The organism is Streptomyces sp. NPDC031497, from assembly GCF_055580905.1.
This window is the reverse complement of sequence record NZ_JBVIKO010000009.1, coordinates 91,351-105,282: the sequence shown is the minus strand read 5'-3', so window position 1 is coordinate 105,282 and position 13,932 is coordinate 91,351. Positions and strand designations below refer to the sequence as shown.

Here is a 13,932-nt window from a genome sequence, read left to right as displayed (position 1 = left end):
CCGGGGGTCAAGGCAGGGCGATCAGGGCGGGCGGCGCTCGGCGGGCCCGGAAGCGCGGCGGCGGCCACCGCTCGCCGGATCCGGTGCTCCGTCAACTTCCCCGGACCGCGACCCGGTTGGGTCACCCCGATTTGACACCGCCCGGCACCCTCTCCAATCTATGATCATGACTTCCATTTTCAACAGGAGAGGTGACCAGCGATGCGTGTGGCTTTCGTCGGCAAGGGCGGCAGCGGGAAGACCACCCTGTCGGCCCTCTTCACCCGTCGGCTGGCGCGGTCCGGCGTGCCGGTCGTCGCGATCGACGGCGACATCAACCAGCACCTGGCCCACGCCCTCGGGCTCGACGAGGACGAGCTGTTCACGGCGCCGCCGCTGAGCGCGCGGACCGGTGCGATCAAGGACTACCTGCGCGGCACGAACCCCCGGATCGCGTCCCCGGAGGCCATGGTCAAGACGACCCCGCCCGGGCGCGGCTCACGGCTGCTGCGTCTGCTCGGCGACGACGAGGTGCACTCCCACCATGTCCAGGAGGTCGCCGGGGTGCCGTTGATGGTCACCGGGGCGTTCGCCGAGAGCGACCTCGGGGTGGCCTGCTACCACTCCAAGCTCGGCGCGGTGGAGCTCTATCTCAACCATCTGGTGGACGGACCCGGCGAGTACGTCGTCGTCGACATGACGGCGGGCGCCGACGCCTTCGCCTCCGGTCTGTTCACCCGCTTCGACATGACGTTCCTGGTGGTCGAACCGACCCGCAAGAGCCTCTCCGTGTACCGCCAGTACCGGGACCACGCGGCCGAGTTCGGCATCCCGGTCGCCGTGGTCGGCAACAAGGTGACCGGCGCGGACGACCTCGCCTTCCTGCGGGAGCGGGTGGGCGAGGACCTGCTGGCCCACTGCGAGCTGTCGTCGTACGTCCGCGCCCAGGAGCAGGGCCGGAGCGGCGGTGATCTGGAGCCGCACAACTCCCGCGCCATGGACCGGCTGCGGGCCGCCGTGGACGCGCGGGCCAAGGACTGGGACGCCTTCCAGCGGCACGCCGTGGAGTTCCATCTGCGCAACGCCACCGCCTGGGCGAACGCGGCCACCGGCCAGGATCTGGCCGCCCAGGTCGACCCGGACTTCCGGCACGGACCGGCGGCCCTGCCCGCCTTCGCCTGAGACCGCGCTTGCCGCCCGATTCCCTTTCGAGTACCGCCCCTTGAACAGAACAGGACACAGCCCTATGTCGCTCGACGTCTCCCCGCAGCTGCTCGCCGAAGCCGAGAACGGTGCGTTGCGGGAGGAGGACTTCGTGGAAACCGTCCGTGCATCGCTGCCGTACGCCTACCAGCTCATCGCCCGGCTGACCGCCGAACTGCGCGCCGGGAACGCGGAGTTCGCCGACAACCAGACCCCGCCGCCGTCGGAGAGGGAGCGCGGGCAGCTGCTGCGGGCGCTGTCCTCCGACGCGATCCGGGCCGGCCTGGAGCGGCACTTCGGGGTCGCCCTCGCCTTCCAGAACTGCCACCGGGTGGCGGTCTTCCCGCCCGAGGCGCGGGGCGGCCGGACCCACACCCGCTTCACCTCGGCGCGATCGCAGATCCTCAACCAGTCACCGGAGTTCCGCGACTGCTGAACCGGGGCGGGTAGCAAGCGGCGGCCCGACCGCCGCGCGAACTCCGCCGTCAGGGGGGGGCCGGCGGCCCGACTCGTTCTCCTGGACCACGCGCCGCAGCGCCGTCAGCGCGGGCTCCGGGAGGACGGTCGGCAGCAGGGCGCCCTCGACGGCCGCAGGAACTTGCCGACTCCTGGCCCCGCGCCCCCGCACGAGCCCCTCCGTCAGGGGCCCTGCCTGCCCCGGCCGCCGGGGTCGCTCAGCCGGCGACGATCTCGGCGAACCGTTCGGCGCCCACATTGCCGCCGGAGAGGATGACGCCGATCCGGCGCGGCAGCGGCGTCACCCGGTGGGCGAGCAGCGCGGCCAGACCGCTGGCGCCGCTCGGCTCGACGACGGTCTTGAGCCGTTCGAAGGCGAACCGCATCGCGTCCCGGATCTGGTCGTCGCTCACCAGTGAGATGTCGTCCACCAGGCTCCGGTTGACGGAGAAGGTCAGCTCGCCGGGGATGTCGGCCGCCTGGCCGTCGGCGATGGTCCTCGGCACGGGAACGGACACCCGGTGCCCCGCCTCCAGGGACCGCTTGGTGTCGTCCCCGGCCTCGGGCTCGACCCCGACGACGCGGATCCCGGGCAGCAGCCCCTTCGCGGCGGTCGCGCTGCCGGCGATCAGCCCACCGCCCCCGACCGGTACCACAAGGGCGTCCAACTCGCCCACCTCCTCGATGAGTTCGAGAGCGGCGGTGCCCTGTCCTGCGATCACGTGCGGGTGCTCGTACGGCGGGACCAGCGCGAGTCCGCGTTCGGCGGCGAGGGCCTCGCCGATGGCGACGCGGTCGCCGGTGTAGCGGTCGTACGTCACGATCTCCGCGCCGTATCCGGCGGTCGCCTCCAGCTTGGCGCGCGGGGTGTCCTCGGGCATCACGATCACGGCGGTGGTGCCGAGTTCGCGGGCGGCGAGGGCGACGGCCTGGGCGTGGTTGCCGGAGGAGTAGGCGGCGATGCCCTTGGCCAGCTGCTCGGCGGAGAGCCGGGAGGCGGCGTTGTAGGCGCCCCGGAACTTGAAGGCGCCGATGCGCTGGAGGTTCTCGCACTTCAGGAAGACCTCGGCGCCGACCAGTTCGTCCAGGGTGCGCGAGCGCAGCACGGGGGTGCGGTGGGCCACTCCCTTGATCCGCGCGGCCGCGTCCTGCACGTCCTGCAGGGTCACGGGCGGGGTGTCGGGCATGTTCGTCCTCCGTTCTGGGCGCCGCCGGGCGCCGGATGGGCGTCGAGCAGAGCCGTTCGACGCCGACCGCATGGAATTATTGTCTATCATCTGGACGGGAAGTCCAGACCCGGTCCGGGCGGGGACACGGAGGCGAGCCGATGGCACAGGAACCGACGGGTACGGCGGGCGAGGCGGCGCGCGCCGAACAGGACGCGATCATCGCCGCACTGGCCCCGGTCGTCGACGGGATCGCGGCGACCTTCGGCGCCTTCTGCGAGGTCGTCATCCATGACTTCCGGCGTCCCGAGCGCTCCGTGGTGGCCATCGCCGGGTCCGTCACCGGCCGCCGGGTCGGCGGTTCGATGAGCGAGATCGGCATGAAGCTCCTGGCGGCCGGCGACGCGGCGGCCGACGAGCTGAACTACCTCACCCGCACCAGGGACGGAAAGCTGGTGAAGTCCTCCACGATGGTGCTGCGCGACGCGGCCGGTACGGCGTTCGGGGCGCTGTGCGTGAACCTCGACGTCACGGCCGTGACCCAAGTGCACGCCCTGGTGGGCGACCTGGCCGGGGTCACGGCCGGGCCCGAGACGCCACCGACCACGACGTTCGGCGACGACATCACCGCCGTACTGGACTCGATCGTCGACGCCCGCCAGCTGCGCGGAACCAGGCCGTGGCCCCAACTCACCCGCGAGGAACGCCTGGAGCTGTTCCGCGACCTCGACCGCCAGGGCGTCTTCGCGGTGCGCGGCGCGGTCCAGCAGATCGCCGCCCGGCTCGGCATCTCCCGCGCGTCCGCGTACAACTACCTGGCGGCGACCCGGACGGACTAGTCATCCGAGGTGCACGACCCGGGCCCAGGCGGGCGGTTCGTCCGGTACGTAGTCGGGGTCGTTCTCGTCGTACGACGTGCTCGTGTACAAGCGGGGGAACAGCCCGACCACCGTCCGGCAGGGCGGCTGGGCCTGCGGCCACGGTGTCTGGCCGTCGGTCAGGGCCACCACGACGTCCGGGGCGGGGCGGGCCCGCAGCGCTCTGGCGAACCCCGCGCGCAGATCCGTACCGCCGCCGCCCACCAGCGCGATGCCCTCCGCGCGGCACAGGGGGTGCACGGTCCGGGCCGCCGCGTCGCAGGAGACCACGCTGACCAGGTCCCGGCGGCCGCCGACGGCGCGGGCGATGGCGGCCACCTCCAGCAGGGCGCTGCCCAGTTCGGCGTCGCTGACCGAGCCGGAGGTGTCGATGACGACGGAGACGCGGGGCGGTCTGCGGCGCAGGCTGGGGAGCACCACCCCGGGCAGGCTCGCCGAACGGCGGGAGGGGCGGCCGTAGTCGTAGTCGTCGCCGGCGCCCGCCGCGGAGGTCGCCGAGCGGACGGCCGCGCCCAGCAGCTCCCGCCACGGCTGCGGCGGGTGGAAGGCCTCCTCCGCCCAGCGCCGCCAGCCGTCCGGGGTGCTGCCCGGGCGCCCGGTGATGGCCTGCGCCACCCGGAACCGCACGCCGTCCCGCTCCTGCTCGCTGAGGCCGTTCGCGCCGTCCGGCCCGAGGTCCCACTCCCGTTCGCGGCCGTCTGCGCCGCTGCCGCAGTCCAGCCAGGTGAGGTCCTGGGTCAGCGGTCCCAGCCGGAACTGCCGTAGGTAGTCCTCCATCAGCTGGCCCTCGTCCAGCTTCAGGTTGCGCGGGCGGACGGCGCCCTGGGGCCGGGCGAGTCCGTCGCCGTACGCGTCGTCGTTGATCTCCAGGTCCGCCGCGATGTTCATCCGCAGCCGCTCGCCGGCCCCGGTCAGCCCGCGCTGCCTGGCGACCCGGTCGCTGCGCCCGTGGTGGTCGCGCAGCAGATGCGACACCTCGTGCACCCAGACGCCGGCCAGGTCCTGCACCGGCATCCGGTCCACGAACGCGGGCGAGACATAGCACCGCCAGTGGGCGTCGACGGCCATGGTGGGCACCTGCCGGGACTCCACCACGTGCAGGGCGAACAGCGCGGTGGCGAGGTAGGGCCGGGCCCGGGCGGCCTGCAACCGGGCGGCGTACAGCTTCTCCAGGTCCAGTGCCCCGGCCGGTGGGGCGTTCATCGTCCGGCCTTCGCGGCGACGCGCTGGGCGGCCCGATCGGCCCGACGGGAGACGGACACGGCTCCGGCGAGGCGTTCGACGGCCTCGGGCACGTCCCAGTCCTCCTGACGGAGCGAGGCGAGAGTGGTGGCGGGCACGACCACCAGATCGGGGGCGCCGGTGTCCAGCGCGCGGACGAGCAGCGCCCAGGCCGCGTCCCAGCGGGCCCGGTCGGGCCGCTCGCGCACGGCGGCGACCACGCCGTCCAGCACGGCCTGGCGCAGATCACCGCGCTCGGGCAGCTCGGCCGCGCCCGGGTCGGCGAGCAGCGTCTCGGGGTCCGGGAGCTCCATCCGGTCCACGCTCGCCAGGAGTTCGAGCCCGGGACCGTCGCCGACCGTGCCCCGCACCAGCAGGGAGAGCACGTCCCGGGAGGATCCCGCGGCCTGCGCGAAGGCGACCAGACGCAGGGTCATGTCCCAGCTTCGGGGCGACGGCCAGGCGCCGCCCCTGCGCATCTCGCCGCTGGGCAGCCGGTGGACGAGCGTGGGCCGGGTGGCGAGCAGACCGCACACCGCGCGGCGCGCGAAGTCCACGGCGGCGGACAGCTTGTCCGGGTCGAGCCGGGGCAGGGTCGCCCGCGGCCAGGTGCCGCCGAGGCCGCGTACGACGACCTCGTGGTCGTGGGCCCACTGCAGATGCACGAACCGGTTGGCCAGCGGCGGGCTCAGCTCCCAGCCGTCGGCCGCCGAGGACCGCGGGTTGGCCGCCGCCACGATCCGTACCCCCGGCGGGAGTCGGAGGGCGCCGACCCGCCGTTCGAGGACGAGCCGGAGCAGGGCGGCCTGCACGGCCGGCGGCGCGGTGGACAGCTCGTCGAGGAAGAGCAGGCCCCGGCCGGCCTGCACCAGCCGTACCGCCCAGTCCGGCGGGGCCATCGGGACGCCCTGGACGGCGGGGTCGTCTCCCACGACGGGCAGCCCGGAGAAGTCGGACGGCTCGTGGACGCTGGCGATCACCGTGGTCAGCGGCAGGTCGAGGGAGGCGGCCAGCTGGGTCAGGGCGGCGGTCTTGCCGATGCCGGGCTCGCCCCACAGCAGGACGGGCAGGTCGGCGGCGACGGCGAGGGTGAGCGCCTCCAGCTGGGTGTCGGGCCGGAGTTCGGTGGCGGAGTCGCCGAGCAGCTTCAACAGGTCTTCGGCAACGTCGAGTTGGGCAGCACTACGCGTGGGCATGTCTGATCACCTTGGGGTGTGAGTAAGCAAGTGGGCGTGAGTCAGCGCCAGGTGGCGGGGCGTGGGCCCGGGCGAGGGTCGCGGGACCGCGGTCGGTGCCGTTGCCGGGTGCGGACGGGGCCGGTGCCGGGTCCGGCGAGGCCCGCCCGGTAGAGGCCGTACGCGATCCGCCGGCGCGCGGCCGACTCCAGTTCGTCCTTCAACGGGCCGTCGCGCAGCACGGCTTCGGGTCCCAGCAGTCCTTCGACGACGGCGAGCGCGCCGGCGATGTCCCCGTGGTCGAGGCGTTCACGGACGCCGGTGAGGCAGTCCGGGCGGCGGTGAGCCTCGTCGATGATCCGCAGGCAGGGCAGCGGCGGGCCGCCGAGCGCCACCAGCAGTTCCTCGCGCCGGAGTTCGTCCGGGGCGTGGTCAAGCGGGGACAGCACCCCGTCGACCAGGCCGATCCGGTGGAGGGCACCCCGGCACTCCACGAGACGTGGCTGCCCGGCCGGGGCCGGGCGCGTGGTCCGGGCGGCCGCCGCGTAGCCGGGCACGAGTGCGCCGGCGACCAGCGGATGCAGCCGGCCGGCGTCGACCAGCCCGGCGCGCAGCAACTCCAGGTCGGGGAGAGTCCAGGTCGCCGCGTCGGGCAGCACGGGCAGCGAACCGGTGTCGCCGCCGGAGCTCGTGGTCGCCGTCCCGTCGCCCGCGAGGTGCAGGGCGAGCCGCCGCCGGCCGCGCAGGTGCACGGCCACGGTTCCGCTGTCCCGCCCCTCGGCGCGCAGGCTGTCCCGCCCCTCGGCGCGCAGCACGATCCGGGCCTCCTCCGCCCACCGGTCCGTGGCACACGACGACGGTGCGGGGCACCATCGGTCCGTGGCACACGACGACGGTGCGGGGCCGGTGCCGGAGTGGGGGCTGGGTTCGGCGGCAAGGCCCGTGCACGACCCTTCGCCGCCGGTGTGCCGGCCCGCACCGGACCGGGTCCGCAGGTCGCCGGCGGCGCTCGCGTCCCACAGATGGCGGTGCAGGTCGAAGCGGAACCGGCGGCTGGGGTGCGGATGCGGATGTCCCCGGGCGGCGGCCTCGCCCAGGTTTCCGTCCCAGAGCGCGAGGCTGACCCGCTGCCCGGCGTCCGCCCAGGCCGGCGGGGTCCGGGCCACGAGCTGTATGGATCCCTGCCCGACGTCATACCGGGCGAGCGGCATGGTCAGGCCGGGCCGCAGCAGCCCGACGGGCGCGATTCTCGGCAGGTGCCAGCGCAGCAGGTCGGGAGCGAGCCGGCGCAGATCGGCACGGACCCGTTCCCTGACGTCCCGGCCCCGGGTACGGGCCAGGGCACGCAGGTCGAGGTCGACATCGAAACCGGCGGCGGCACACGCCCCCGCCCAGTCCCCGGCGTCACGCCGGGCGGTCGCGGTTTCGATCATGGCGGGCGGTACGGCGAACTCGCGCACCCGCCGCCAGAGGGAGAGCCGGGTGTCCTCGTACACGGGGTGAGTGGCCATCAGCACTCACCATGCGTGGACGGGACCCCCATTCTGTGAACAGTGTGAGTGGTCATCGCGGGAAGGATAAGGCTGGGCCGCCCCGGTCTGCCAGGCAATTACGCGGCGTCCCGCACGTGACGCGGATCACCTCGGCCGAGTGCAGCGTTCTGTCGCTCTCAGGGCCTTTTCCCAGGTGTAGGCAGCCGGGGAGAGCGAGGACCGTGGGAACCGAGGGAATGGAGCAGGCTCGGGCCGGTGAGTACGACGAGTTCGTGGCGGCCCGCTGGTCGGGGTTGTTCCATCTGGCCCGTCTGCTCACCGGTGGCGATCGGCATCGGGCCGAGGATCTGTTGCAGGAGTCCTTGGTCAAGCTGTGGTTCGTCTGGCCGAAGATCGCCGACGAGGCACCGGAGGCATACGTCCGCAAGGTGCTGGCCCGCGCGGCCGCACGGTCGGCCCGGCGGCGCTGGTGGGGCGAGCGCCCCGTCGAGGAGCTGCCCGAGGTCGCGGCGGCCGGCGACCTGTCGGCGGCCGTCGCCGAGCGTTCCCGTCTGGAGGCCGCGCTCGCCCTGCTGACCCCGCGCCAGCGGGCCGCGGTCGTCCTGCGCTACTACCAGGACCTGCCCGACCGGCAGGTGGCCGACGTGCTGGGATGCCCGGTGGGCACGGCCCGGTCGCACGCGGCGCGCGGGGTGGCCCGGCTGCGCCGGCTGCTGGCCGACGCCATCGAGCCGGTGGGGTGAGGGAGAAGCCATGGATCACTTCGAACGGCAGTTGACGCAGTTGATGCACGGCGAGCGGGAAACGGTGGCCTTCGAGCCGAGGCACCGGGACCGGCTGCGGGCCGGCGTGCGGGCGCGGCGGCGCGTGCGCGCGGCCCAGCGGGCGGCCGGCGGTGTCCTCGCGGCCGCGGGGCTCTGCCTCGGTCTCTTCCTGTGGCCCCACTCCGGCGTCCACGACGAGCCCAGCGCGCCCCACCCGCGGCCCGCGACCAGCCCCGGCCCGACCACGGGTACGACACCGGGGCCGAGCCCCTCCCCCACCGCATCGCCCACCGGGACCACGACCTCGGCCCCGCCGCCCACGGACACCTCCTCGCCCTCGCCCACCCTCTCGGCCACGAACGGACACTCGCCCTCGTCGACCCCGTCCGGGACGACCACGCCGGACTCGGGCGCGACCTCGTCGGAGGGCACCTCCAGGGACACGTCCGGCGGCACGTCCGGGGAGTCCACCGCCACCACGTCGCCGCCGTCGGCTCCCACGACGGAGGGAGCCGACCCGTCGTCCTCGACCGGCTCGGCCGGATAGCGAGCGCGGTTCCCCGTCCCTCACCTCACCCCACCGGGCGTGCCTTCGCACGCCCCGAGAACGAGAACGAATGCGAAAAAACACCATGAAACCCTCTCAGGCCCTGTCGGCTCCGGCCTCCTTGCCGGCCCCGGCTCCCCCGCCCTCGACGCACCACGACGAGCCGGTCCTGGACCTGGCCGTGCCGGTGTTCAACGAGGAGACCGACCTGGAGCCGAGCGTGCGGCGGCTCCACGCCCACCTGCGCGAGACGTTCCCGTACCCCTTCAGGATCACCGTCGCCGACAACGCCAGCACGGACGCCACCCCGCTGATCGCCGCCCGGCTCGCCGGTGAACTCCCCGAGGTGGAGTGGATACGGCTGGCCGAGAAGGGGCGCGGCCGGGCCCTGCGGGCCGCCTGGACGAGATCGCGGGCTACCGTCCTCGCCTATCTCGACGTGGACCTCTCGACCGGACTCGCCGCGCTGCTGCCGCTCGTCGCCCCGCTGCTCTCGGGCCACTCCGATCTGGCCATCGGCACCCGGCTGGCGCCCGGCGCCCGGGTGGTGCGCGGCCCCAAGCGGGAGGTCGTCTCCCGCTGCTACAACGTCCTGCTGCGCTGCACCCTTTCGGTCCGGTTCTCGGACGCCCAGTGCGGTTTCAAGGCGGTGCGCCGGGACGCCGCCGAGCGGCTGCTGCCGCTGGTGCGGGACACCGGGTGGTTCTTCGACACCGAGTTGCTGGTCGCCGCCGAGCGGGCCGGGCTGCGGATCCACGAGGTGCCGGTCGACTGGGTGGACGACCCGGACAGCCGGGTCGCGCTGCTGTCCACCGCGCTCGCCGATCTGCGCGGCATCGCCAGGGTCGGCTGGGCGCTGGCCCGGGGCGCGCTGCCGGCGGGCCGGCGAGAACGACGGTCCGTGACCCCGGTGGCCGTCTTGGCTCTCACGCATCTCCTGCTGTACGCGGCCGTGCGCCCGGCCACCGGGGCACAGGTGGCCAACTCCCTTTCACTGCTGGCCTGTTGGACGGTCGCCCAGACGGCCCTTGGCGCGCTTCCGCTGCCCGCGCCGGCCGTCCGGCTGGCCCTCACGGCCGGTTCGCTCGCCGCTCTGCGGCACACCGTGCCCGCCGCCGGGCACCGCACCGAACTCGCCGTACTGGCCGCCGTCCATCTGGCCCTCGCGCCCGGGCTGTGGCCGCTCGGGCGGAACCGGACGGAGTCCGAGGCCTCGTGACGACACCTGGGACGATCACACCCCCGGCCCTGCCCGAGGCCCCCGCGCCCGGTTCTCCCGGAACCCCTGTCCTCCGGCGGTGGCTGCGCCGCTACGGCCCGGTCCTCGCGATGTACGGGGTGCTGAAGCTCATCGGATTCGGCTCGTTCATGTATCTGCTGGACTCGGCCGGGGACTTCCGCAGGAAGCATCCGCGCTTCGGGGGCGGCGCGCACACCTGGGACGTGCTGGGCACCTGGGACGGCTGGTGGTACCAGCAGGTCGCCCTGCACGGCTACCACCCCGCGCTGGTCCCGGTCCCCGGCGCCACCGGCCTGATCAACCTCCAGGGCAACTCGGCCGCGTTCTTCCCGCTCTACCCGGCGCTCATGCGGCTGGCCATGGAGGTCACCGGTCTCGGCCCGTTCGGTGCCGGACTGCTGGTGTCGGTGCTGGCCTCGTTCACGGCGGCGCTGGGCATCCACGCCGTCGCCGCGTGGTTCGGCGGCCGCCGGGCGGGGCTGGCGGCGGCCGGGCTCTGGGCCGTGTGGCCGGGGTCCGGCGTGGAGTGGGCGGTCTACTCGGACTCGCTGTATGTGGCGCTCGCCGCCTGGGCCCTGTACGCGGTACTCACCCGCCGTTGGCTGACGGCCGGTGTGCTGACCTTCGCGGCCGGGCTCAACCGGCCCACCGCCGCCGCCCTGATCGCCGCGCTCGCCCTGGCCGGGCTGCTCGCGCTGCGCCGACGCGAGGACGGCGTCGCCCGTCCGCTGACCGCGATGCTCGTGGCCCCGCTGGGCCTGCTCGGTTACCTCGGCTGGGTGGGCCACCGGATGGGCGACTACGGCGGCTACTTCAGACTCCAGTCGGGTGCGTGGGGGCACGAGTTCGACTACGGCAGGCAGACCCTGGACGTCCTGACGTCCGTCGCCGTGGGCCACTTCGGCTATCTGTTCGCGCTTCCGTTCGCGGACGTCATCGGGGTCGGTGTCGTACTGCTGGACCTCGCGCTGCTGCCGCTGCTGTTCCGGCTGCGGCCGCCGGCGGCGCTGGTCGTCCACACGGTGCTCACCCTGGCCCTGGTGCTCGGCAGCCAGCAGTACTTCGCGAACGTCTCGCGCTATCTGCTGCCCGCCTTCCCGCTGTTCGTCCCGCTCGCGGTCGCGCTGCGCCGGGTCGGCCTGCCCTCCCAGTTCCTGCTGCTGGGCCTCGCGGCACTGGCCTCCGGCTCGTACGCGGGGTACGCGCTGTTCGAACTCGGGGTGCCCTAGGCCAAGGCCGTGAAGTTACGGGCTGGTCGTCGGCGTGAAGATGCTGGTGCTGAGGGTGGCTTTGTAGGTGCGTCGGCCGACTTCGAGGCTCTTGTGGGCCAGGTAGACCACCACGCGGGCCGGAATCCTCCGCAGTCGTTGCTGGACGGCACCGGTCTCGGCAAGGGCCGCGTCGACCATCTCGAACGTGACGATCTGGGTGACTTCCCCCAGGTGACCGGCGGCGAACAAGCCCTTGGCCACCGTGATTTCACGCGTGGCGACACACCGATCGGACAGCGAACCCTCCGGTGCCGTGAACGGCTGTCCTGGTCGACTGCCAGTTCTACCGGGGCTCCGCTTCCCACGTCCCGAGTCACCGCAGATCAGCGCGTACTTGTCAGCACCTCCGAAGCCGTAGCTTCACGGCCTCGTGCCATAGGGCCTGTCCGGCGAATCAGAGACGGCCGGGTGATTCACTGATATGGCATCCGAAGGATCGATTTGTCATGCCTCGTAGGGGTGACACCACGTATCGTGATCCGGCGCTTGGGGATGGAGTACCCGGCGGGCCCGGACACATCCCGGGTCCCCGGGCTCCTCAGGGAGTCGCCCTCAGACGGAAGATGGTCTTCATGCGCCTTCGCCACACCGCGGCCGCCGCATTCGGTGCGCTCGCTCTCGTCGTCACCCTGCCGACCTCCGCGAGCGCCGCCACCGGTGACTTCTCCTACAAGTTCGTGGGCCTCGACGGCTCGCCTCGATCGGCCACTCTTCATGACCCGGTCAGCCCTGGCTGCCTCCCCCTGCCCGAGGTCGCGGACCCGGGCGCCTCCGAGCCCGCGTTCGCCCCGCACAATGACACCGACGAGTGGGTGATCGTGTTCACCGAGCCGGACTGCACCGGCGACTCCTGGACGCTGCGTCCGCACGGGAACCCCGCCACGGACCGCCTGACGCTGCGTTCGGTGTTCCTGACCGGCCGCCACTGAGCGAAGCCGCCGTCGCCCCTGTCGTCGAACCATCGTCCGTGAACTCCACCCGGTAATACGGGGCGACGCGTCCCACACCGCGGTAGCGGCCCAGGGCCTCGTCGGGCCGGGGCTGGGCGGGACGTGCGCGCCTGCCCGGCAGCCGCGGTGCGCGCTTTCCGGCGGCTGTGCCCAGACCGGTCAGGAGCAAGCCGGGCTGTTCGAACAGCAGCGCCGTCATGCCCGCGCCCATCCGGGTCCGTAGGGCCTTCGTCGAGCGGCGGGCGGCCCTGCTGGTCCGTCGCGGTCCTGCTCTTACCGTCCCCGGCGCCGCGGTCGCCCAGTTCGTCAGCCACGACCGTTGCAGCGCATGGGGCGGCCCGCTTCACCTCGTTCGGTCGTGCTCGCGCCGCGCCGCGGTGTCGCTGCCGTCCCACTCGTAACGGTCCGTGCCGGGCAGGCCCACGAACTGCAGGACCCGTTCCACGAACTCGTCCCGCAGCTGGGCGAGTGTCTCCGGCACGTTGTAGTACGTGGGGATCATGGGGTACACGGTGGCTCCCGCCTCGGTGACGGCCACCATGTTGCGCAGGTGGATGAGGTTCAGCGGCGCTTCCCGCAGGCAGAGGACGAGTTGGCGCCGCTGCTTCAGCATCACGTCCGCAGCCCGCTCGACGAGGCTCTCCGTCTGTCCGTGAGCGATGCGCCCGAGGACGCCGGCCGCACACGGCAGGATGATCATCGCGTCGCTCGGATAGCTGCCGCTGGTCACCGGCCCGGACATGTCGGCCGGATCCAGGAAGCGCACTTTCGGCGACGTCGCCTCCAGGGCCTGGACCACCGCCTCCGCGTCCTCTCCGGTCTGGAATTCGAAGGCGACGAGTTTGCGCCCGTTGGCCGACACCAGAAGGTCGACATGGCCGACCCGGTCATCCCGCTGAAGCGCGGCGAGCAGGGCCTTGGCCACGCCGGTGCCACCCGCACCCGTGACGGCGACCGTCACGTTCCGCTGGGTCACGATGATCCCCTTTCGTGGCGCGCCGGACGGGCAGTCGCCTGTGACTCACCGGGCCGGCGATGTCCCGCCCGCAGAGGTCGAGGACCGGCACAGTGCCCAGGTCCGGCACTCCCGCTCATCGGTACCTCACCCGGTGACCGCCAAATCCTGCTGGTCACTCGACCGGCGGCTCCTCCTCCCGCACCGATCACCCCGGTGCCGTGCGCCGCCTGCCCACGGCCGCTCCGGGCGAAAGCCTGTCCTGCCCGGTCCCCGACGCCGTGGTCTCCGCGCGCGGAGATGGTCCGGGCCTGCCCGTCGCCGGCGACGCGCGGACCGTGACCCGCTTGTTCAGGACTTCCGCAGCGGGGGGATGACGGGCAACTCCACCGCGTTGCGGATGTCCTCGACGGTCATCTTGAAGCTGTCCGGGTAGGCGTCGCGCCGGGTGCGACGGGCCGGCTCGGAGGTGCGCCAGCTGTACAGGCACTGCCGGCAGTGGTAGATCTCCCAGACCCCTGCGACGGGGGAGGCGTGGATCTGATCGAGTTCCTCGTGGCCGCAGCGCGGGCACTCGGCGGGTGTTGCGTTCTTCGGGGTCTTGGTGGTCATGGGGGTGTGGTCTCCTTTCAGA

Annotated in this window: 15 protein-coding genes; 8 read left to right on the top strand and 7 right to left on the bottom strand. The window is 73.2% G+C overall.

Features of this window, described 5'->3' with window-relative positions:
- Positions 1-201 precede the first annotated feature (201 nt).
- A complete protein-coding gene (locus ACZ5K7_RS20470; RefSeq protein ID WP_351702820.1) occupies positions 202-1,161 on the top strand; it encodes an ATP-binding protein in 960 nt (319 codons plus the stop codon).
- A gap of 64 nt (positions 1,162-1,225) precedes the next feature.
- Entirely contained in the window at positions 1,226-1,618 is a 393-nt protein-coding gene (locus ACZ5K7_RS20465) for an SCO5389 family protein (protein ID WP_468915064.1), read from the top strand.
- A 238-nt stretch (positions 1,619-1,856) separates the two neighbouring features.
- Here ACZ5K7_RS20465 and ACZ5K7_RS20460 read toward each other — a convergent pair whose 3' ends face one another.
- Complete coding sequence (locus ACZ5K7_RS20460; RefSeq protein WP_468915062.1) at positions 1,857-2,825, bottom strand: threo-3-hydroxy-L-aspartate ammonia-lyase; 969 nt, start codon at positions 2,823-2,825, stop codon at positions 1,857-1,859.
- Between the two features lie 140 nt (positions 2,826-2,965).
- Between ACZ5K7_RS20460 and ACZ5K7_RS20455 the strand changes: the two genes are divergently transcribed.
- Positions 2,966-3,643, top strand: coding sequence for a helix-turn-helix transcriptional regulator (locus tag ACZ5K7_RS20455; RefSeq protein WP_351702829.1), 678 nt, complete (start codon positions 2,966-2,968; stop codon positions 3,641-3,643).
- Here the strand turns inward: ACZ5K7_RS20455 and ACZ5K7_RS20450 are convergent, their stop codons facing one another.
- From ACZ5K7_RS20450 to ACZ5K7_RS20440, 3 genes are read right to left on the bottom strand one after another with little or no spacing between them, the layout of a single operon-like run.
- A complete protein-coding gene (locus ACZ5K7_RS20450) occupies positions 3,644-4,885 on the bottom strand; it encodes a vWA domain-containing protein (protein WP_468915060.1) in 1,242 nt (413 codons plus the stop codon).
- Positions 4,882-6,099 (bottom strand): AAA family ATPase, encoded by a 1,218-nt coding sequence (locus tag ACZ5K7_RS20445; RefSeq protein ID WP_468915058.1) that lies wholly within the window; start codon positions 6,097-6,099, stop codon positions 4,882-4,884. Before ACZ5K7_RS20445 ends, ACZ5K7_RS20450 begins: the two co-directional genes overlap by 4 nt.
- Positions 6,100-6,140: 41 nt before the next feature.
- On the bottom strand, positions 6,141-7,589 hold the full coding sequence (locus ACZ5K7_RS20440) for a hypothetical protein (protein WP_468915057.1): 1,449 nt from the start codon (positions 7,587-7,589) through the stop codon (positions 6,141-6,143).
- A 218-nt stretch (positions 7,590-7,807) separates the two neighbouring features.
- Here ACZ5K7_RS20440 and ACZ5K7_RS20435 point away from each other — a divergent pair, with 218 nt between their 5' ends.
- The 4 genes from ACZ5K7_RS20435 (at position 7,808) to ACZ5K7_RS20420 (ending at position 11,351) form a co-directional block, all read left to right on the top strand.
- Positions 7,808-8,314 carry a SigE family RNA polymerase sigma factor gene (locus tag ACZ5K7_RS20435; RefSeq protein ID WP_351703092.1) on the top strand — a complete coding sequence of 169 codons (507 nt, stop codon included), beginning with the start codon at positions 7,808-7,810 and terminating at the stop codon, positions 8,312-8,314.
- A 10-nt stretch (positions 8,315-8,324) separates the two neighbouring features.
- Entirely contained in the window at positions 8,325-8,882 is a 558-nt protein-coding gene (locus ACZ5K7_RS20430; protein WP_468915055.1) for a hypothetical protein, read from the top strand.
- A gap of 85 nt (positions 8,883-8,967) precedes the next feature.
- Positions 8,968-10,101: a dolichyl-phosphate beta-glucosyltransferase gene (locus tag ACZ5K7_RS20425; protein ID WP_468915054.1), complete on the top strand. Its 1,134-nt coding sequence runs from the start codon at positions 8,968-8,970 to the stop codon at positions 10,099-10,101.
- Positions 10,098-11,351, top strand: a complete 1,254-nt coding sequence (locus ACZ5K7_RS20420) for a hypothetical protein (RefSeq protein WP_468915052.1) — start codon at positions 10,098-10,100, stop codon at positions 11,349-11,351. The genes ACZ5K7_RS20425 and ACZ5K7_RS20420 overlap by 4 nt, the downstream gene beginning before the upstream one ends.
- A gap of 15 nt (positions 11,352-11,366) precedes the next feature.
- Here ACZ5K7_RS20420 and ACZ5K7_RS20415 read toward each other — a convergent pair whose 3' ends face one another.
- Positions 11,367-11,594 (bottom strand): transposase domain-containing protein, encoded by a 228-nt coding sequence (locus tag ACZ5K7_RS20415; protein WP_468915050.1) that lies wholly within the window; start codon positions 11,592-11,594, stop codon positions 11,367-11,369.
- A gap of 371 nt (positions 11,595-11,965) precedes the next feature.
- On the opposite strand from ACZ5K7_RS20415, the gene ACZ5K7_RS20410 reads away from it, so the two are divergent.
- Complete coding sequence (locus ACZ5K7_RS20410; protein WP_468915048.1) at positions 11,966-12,322, top strand: hypothetical protein; 357 nt, start codon at positions 11,966-11,968, stop codon at positions 12,320-12,322.
- A gap of 364 nt (positions 12,323-12,686) precedes the next feature.
- Here the strand turns inward: ACZ5K7_RS20410 and ACZ5K7_RS20405 are convergent, their stop codons facing one another.
- Positions 12,687-13,319 (bottom strand): UbiX family flavin prenyltransferase, encoded by a 633-nt coding sequence (locus ACZ5K7_RS20405; RefSeq protein WP_351702853.1) that lies wholly within the window; start codon positions 13,317-13,319, stop codon positions 12,687-12,689.
- Between the two features lie 330 nt (positions 13,320-13,649).
- A complete protein-coding gene (locus ACZ5K7_RS20400) occupies positions 13,650-13,910 on the bottom strand; it encodes a non-oxidative hydroxyarylic acid decarboxylases subunit D (protein WP_468915046.1) in 261 nt (86 codons plus the stop codon).
- Between the last annotated feature and the right edge of the window lie 22 nt (positions 13,911-13,932).

Coding starts and splice junctions, on each gene's coding strand:
- ACZ5K7_RS20470 (WP_351702820.1), top strand. CDS start 202: ATGCGTGTGGCTTTCGTCGGCAAGGGCGGCAGCGGGAAGACCACCCTG.
- ACZ5K7_RS20465 (WP_468915064.1), top strand. CDS start 1,226: ATGTCGCTCGACGTCTCCCCGCAGCTGCTCGCCGAAGCCGAGAACGGT.
- ACZ5K7_RS20460 (WP_468915062.1), bottom strand. CDS start 2,825: ATGCCCGACACCCCGCCCGTGACCCTGCAGGACGTGCAGGACGCGGCC.
- ACZ5K7_RS20455 (WP_351702829.1), top strand. CDS start 2,966: ATGGCACAGGAACCGACGGGTACGGCGGGCGAGGCGGCGCGCGCCGAA.
- ACZ5K7_RS20450 (WP_468915060.1), bottom strand. CDS start 4,885: ATGAACGCCCCACCGGCCGGGGCACTGGACCTGGAGAAGCTGTACGCC.
- ACZ5K7_RS20445 (WP_468915058.1), bottom strand. CDS start 6,099: ATGCCCACGCGTAGTGCTGCCCAACTCGACGTTGCCGAAGACCTGTTG.
- ACZ5K7_RS20440 (WP_468915057.1), bottom strand. CDS start 7,589: ATGGCCACTCACCCCGTGTACGAGGACACCCGGCTCTCCCTCTGGCGG.
- ACZ5K7_RS20435 (WP_351703092.1), top strand. CDS start 7,808: ATGGAGCAGGCTCGGGCCGGTGAGTACGACGAGTTCGTGGCGGCCCGC.
- ACZ5K7_RS20430 (WP_468915055.1), top strand. CDS start 8,325: ATGGATCACTTCGAACGGCAGTTGACGCAGTTGATGCACGGCGAGCGG.
- ACZ5K7_RS20425 (WP_468915054.1), top strand. CDS start 8,968: ATGAAACCCTCTCAGGCCCTGTCGGCTCCGGCCTCCTTGCCGGCCCCG.
- ACZ5K7_RS20410 (WP_468915048.1), top strand. CDS start 11,966: ATGCGCCTTCGCCACACCGCGGCCGCCGCATTCGGTGCGCTCGCTCTC.
- ACZ5K7_RS20400 (WP_468915046.1), bottom strand. CDS start 13,910: ATGACCACCAAGACCCCGAAGAACGCAACACCCGCCGAGTGCCCGCGC.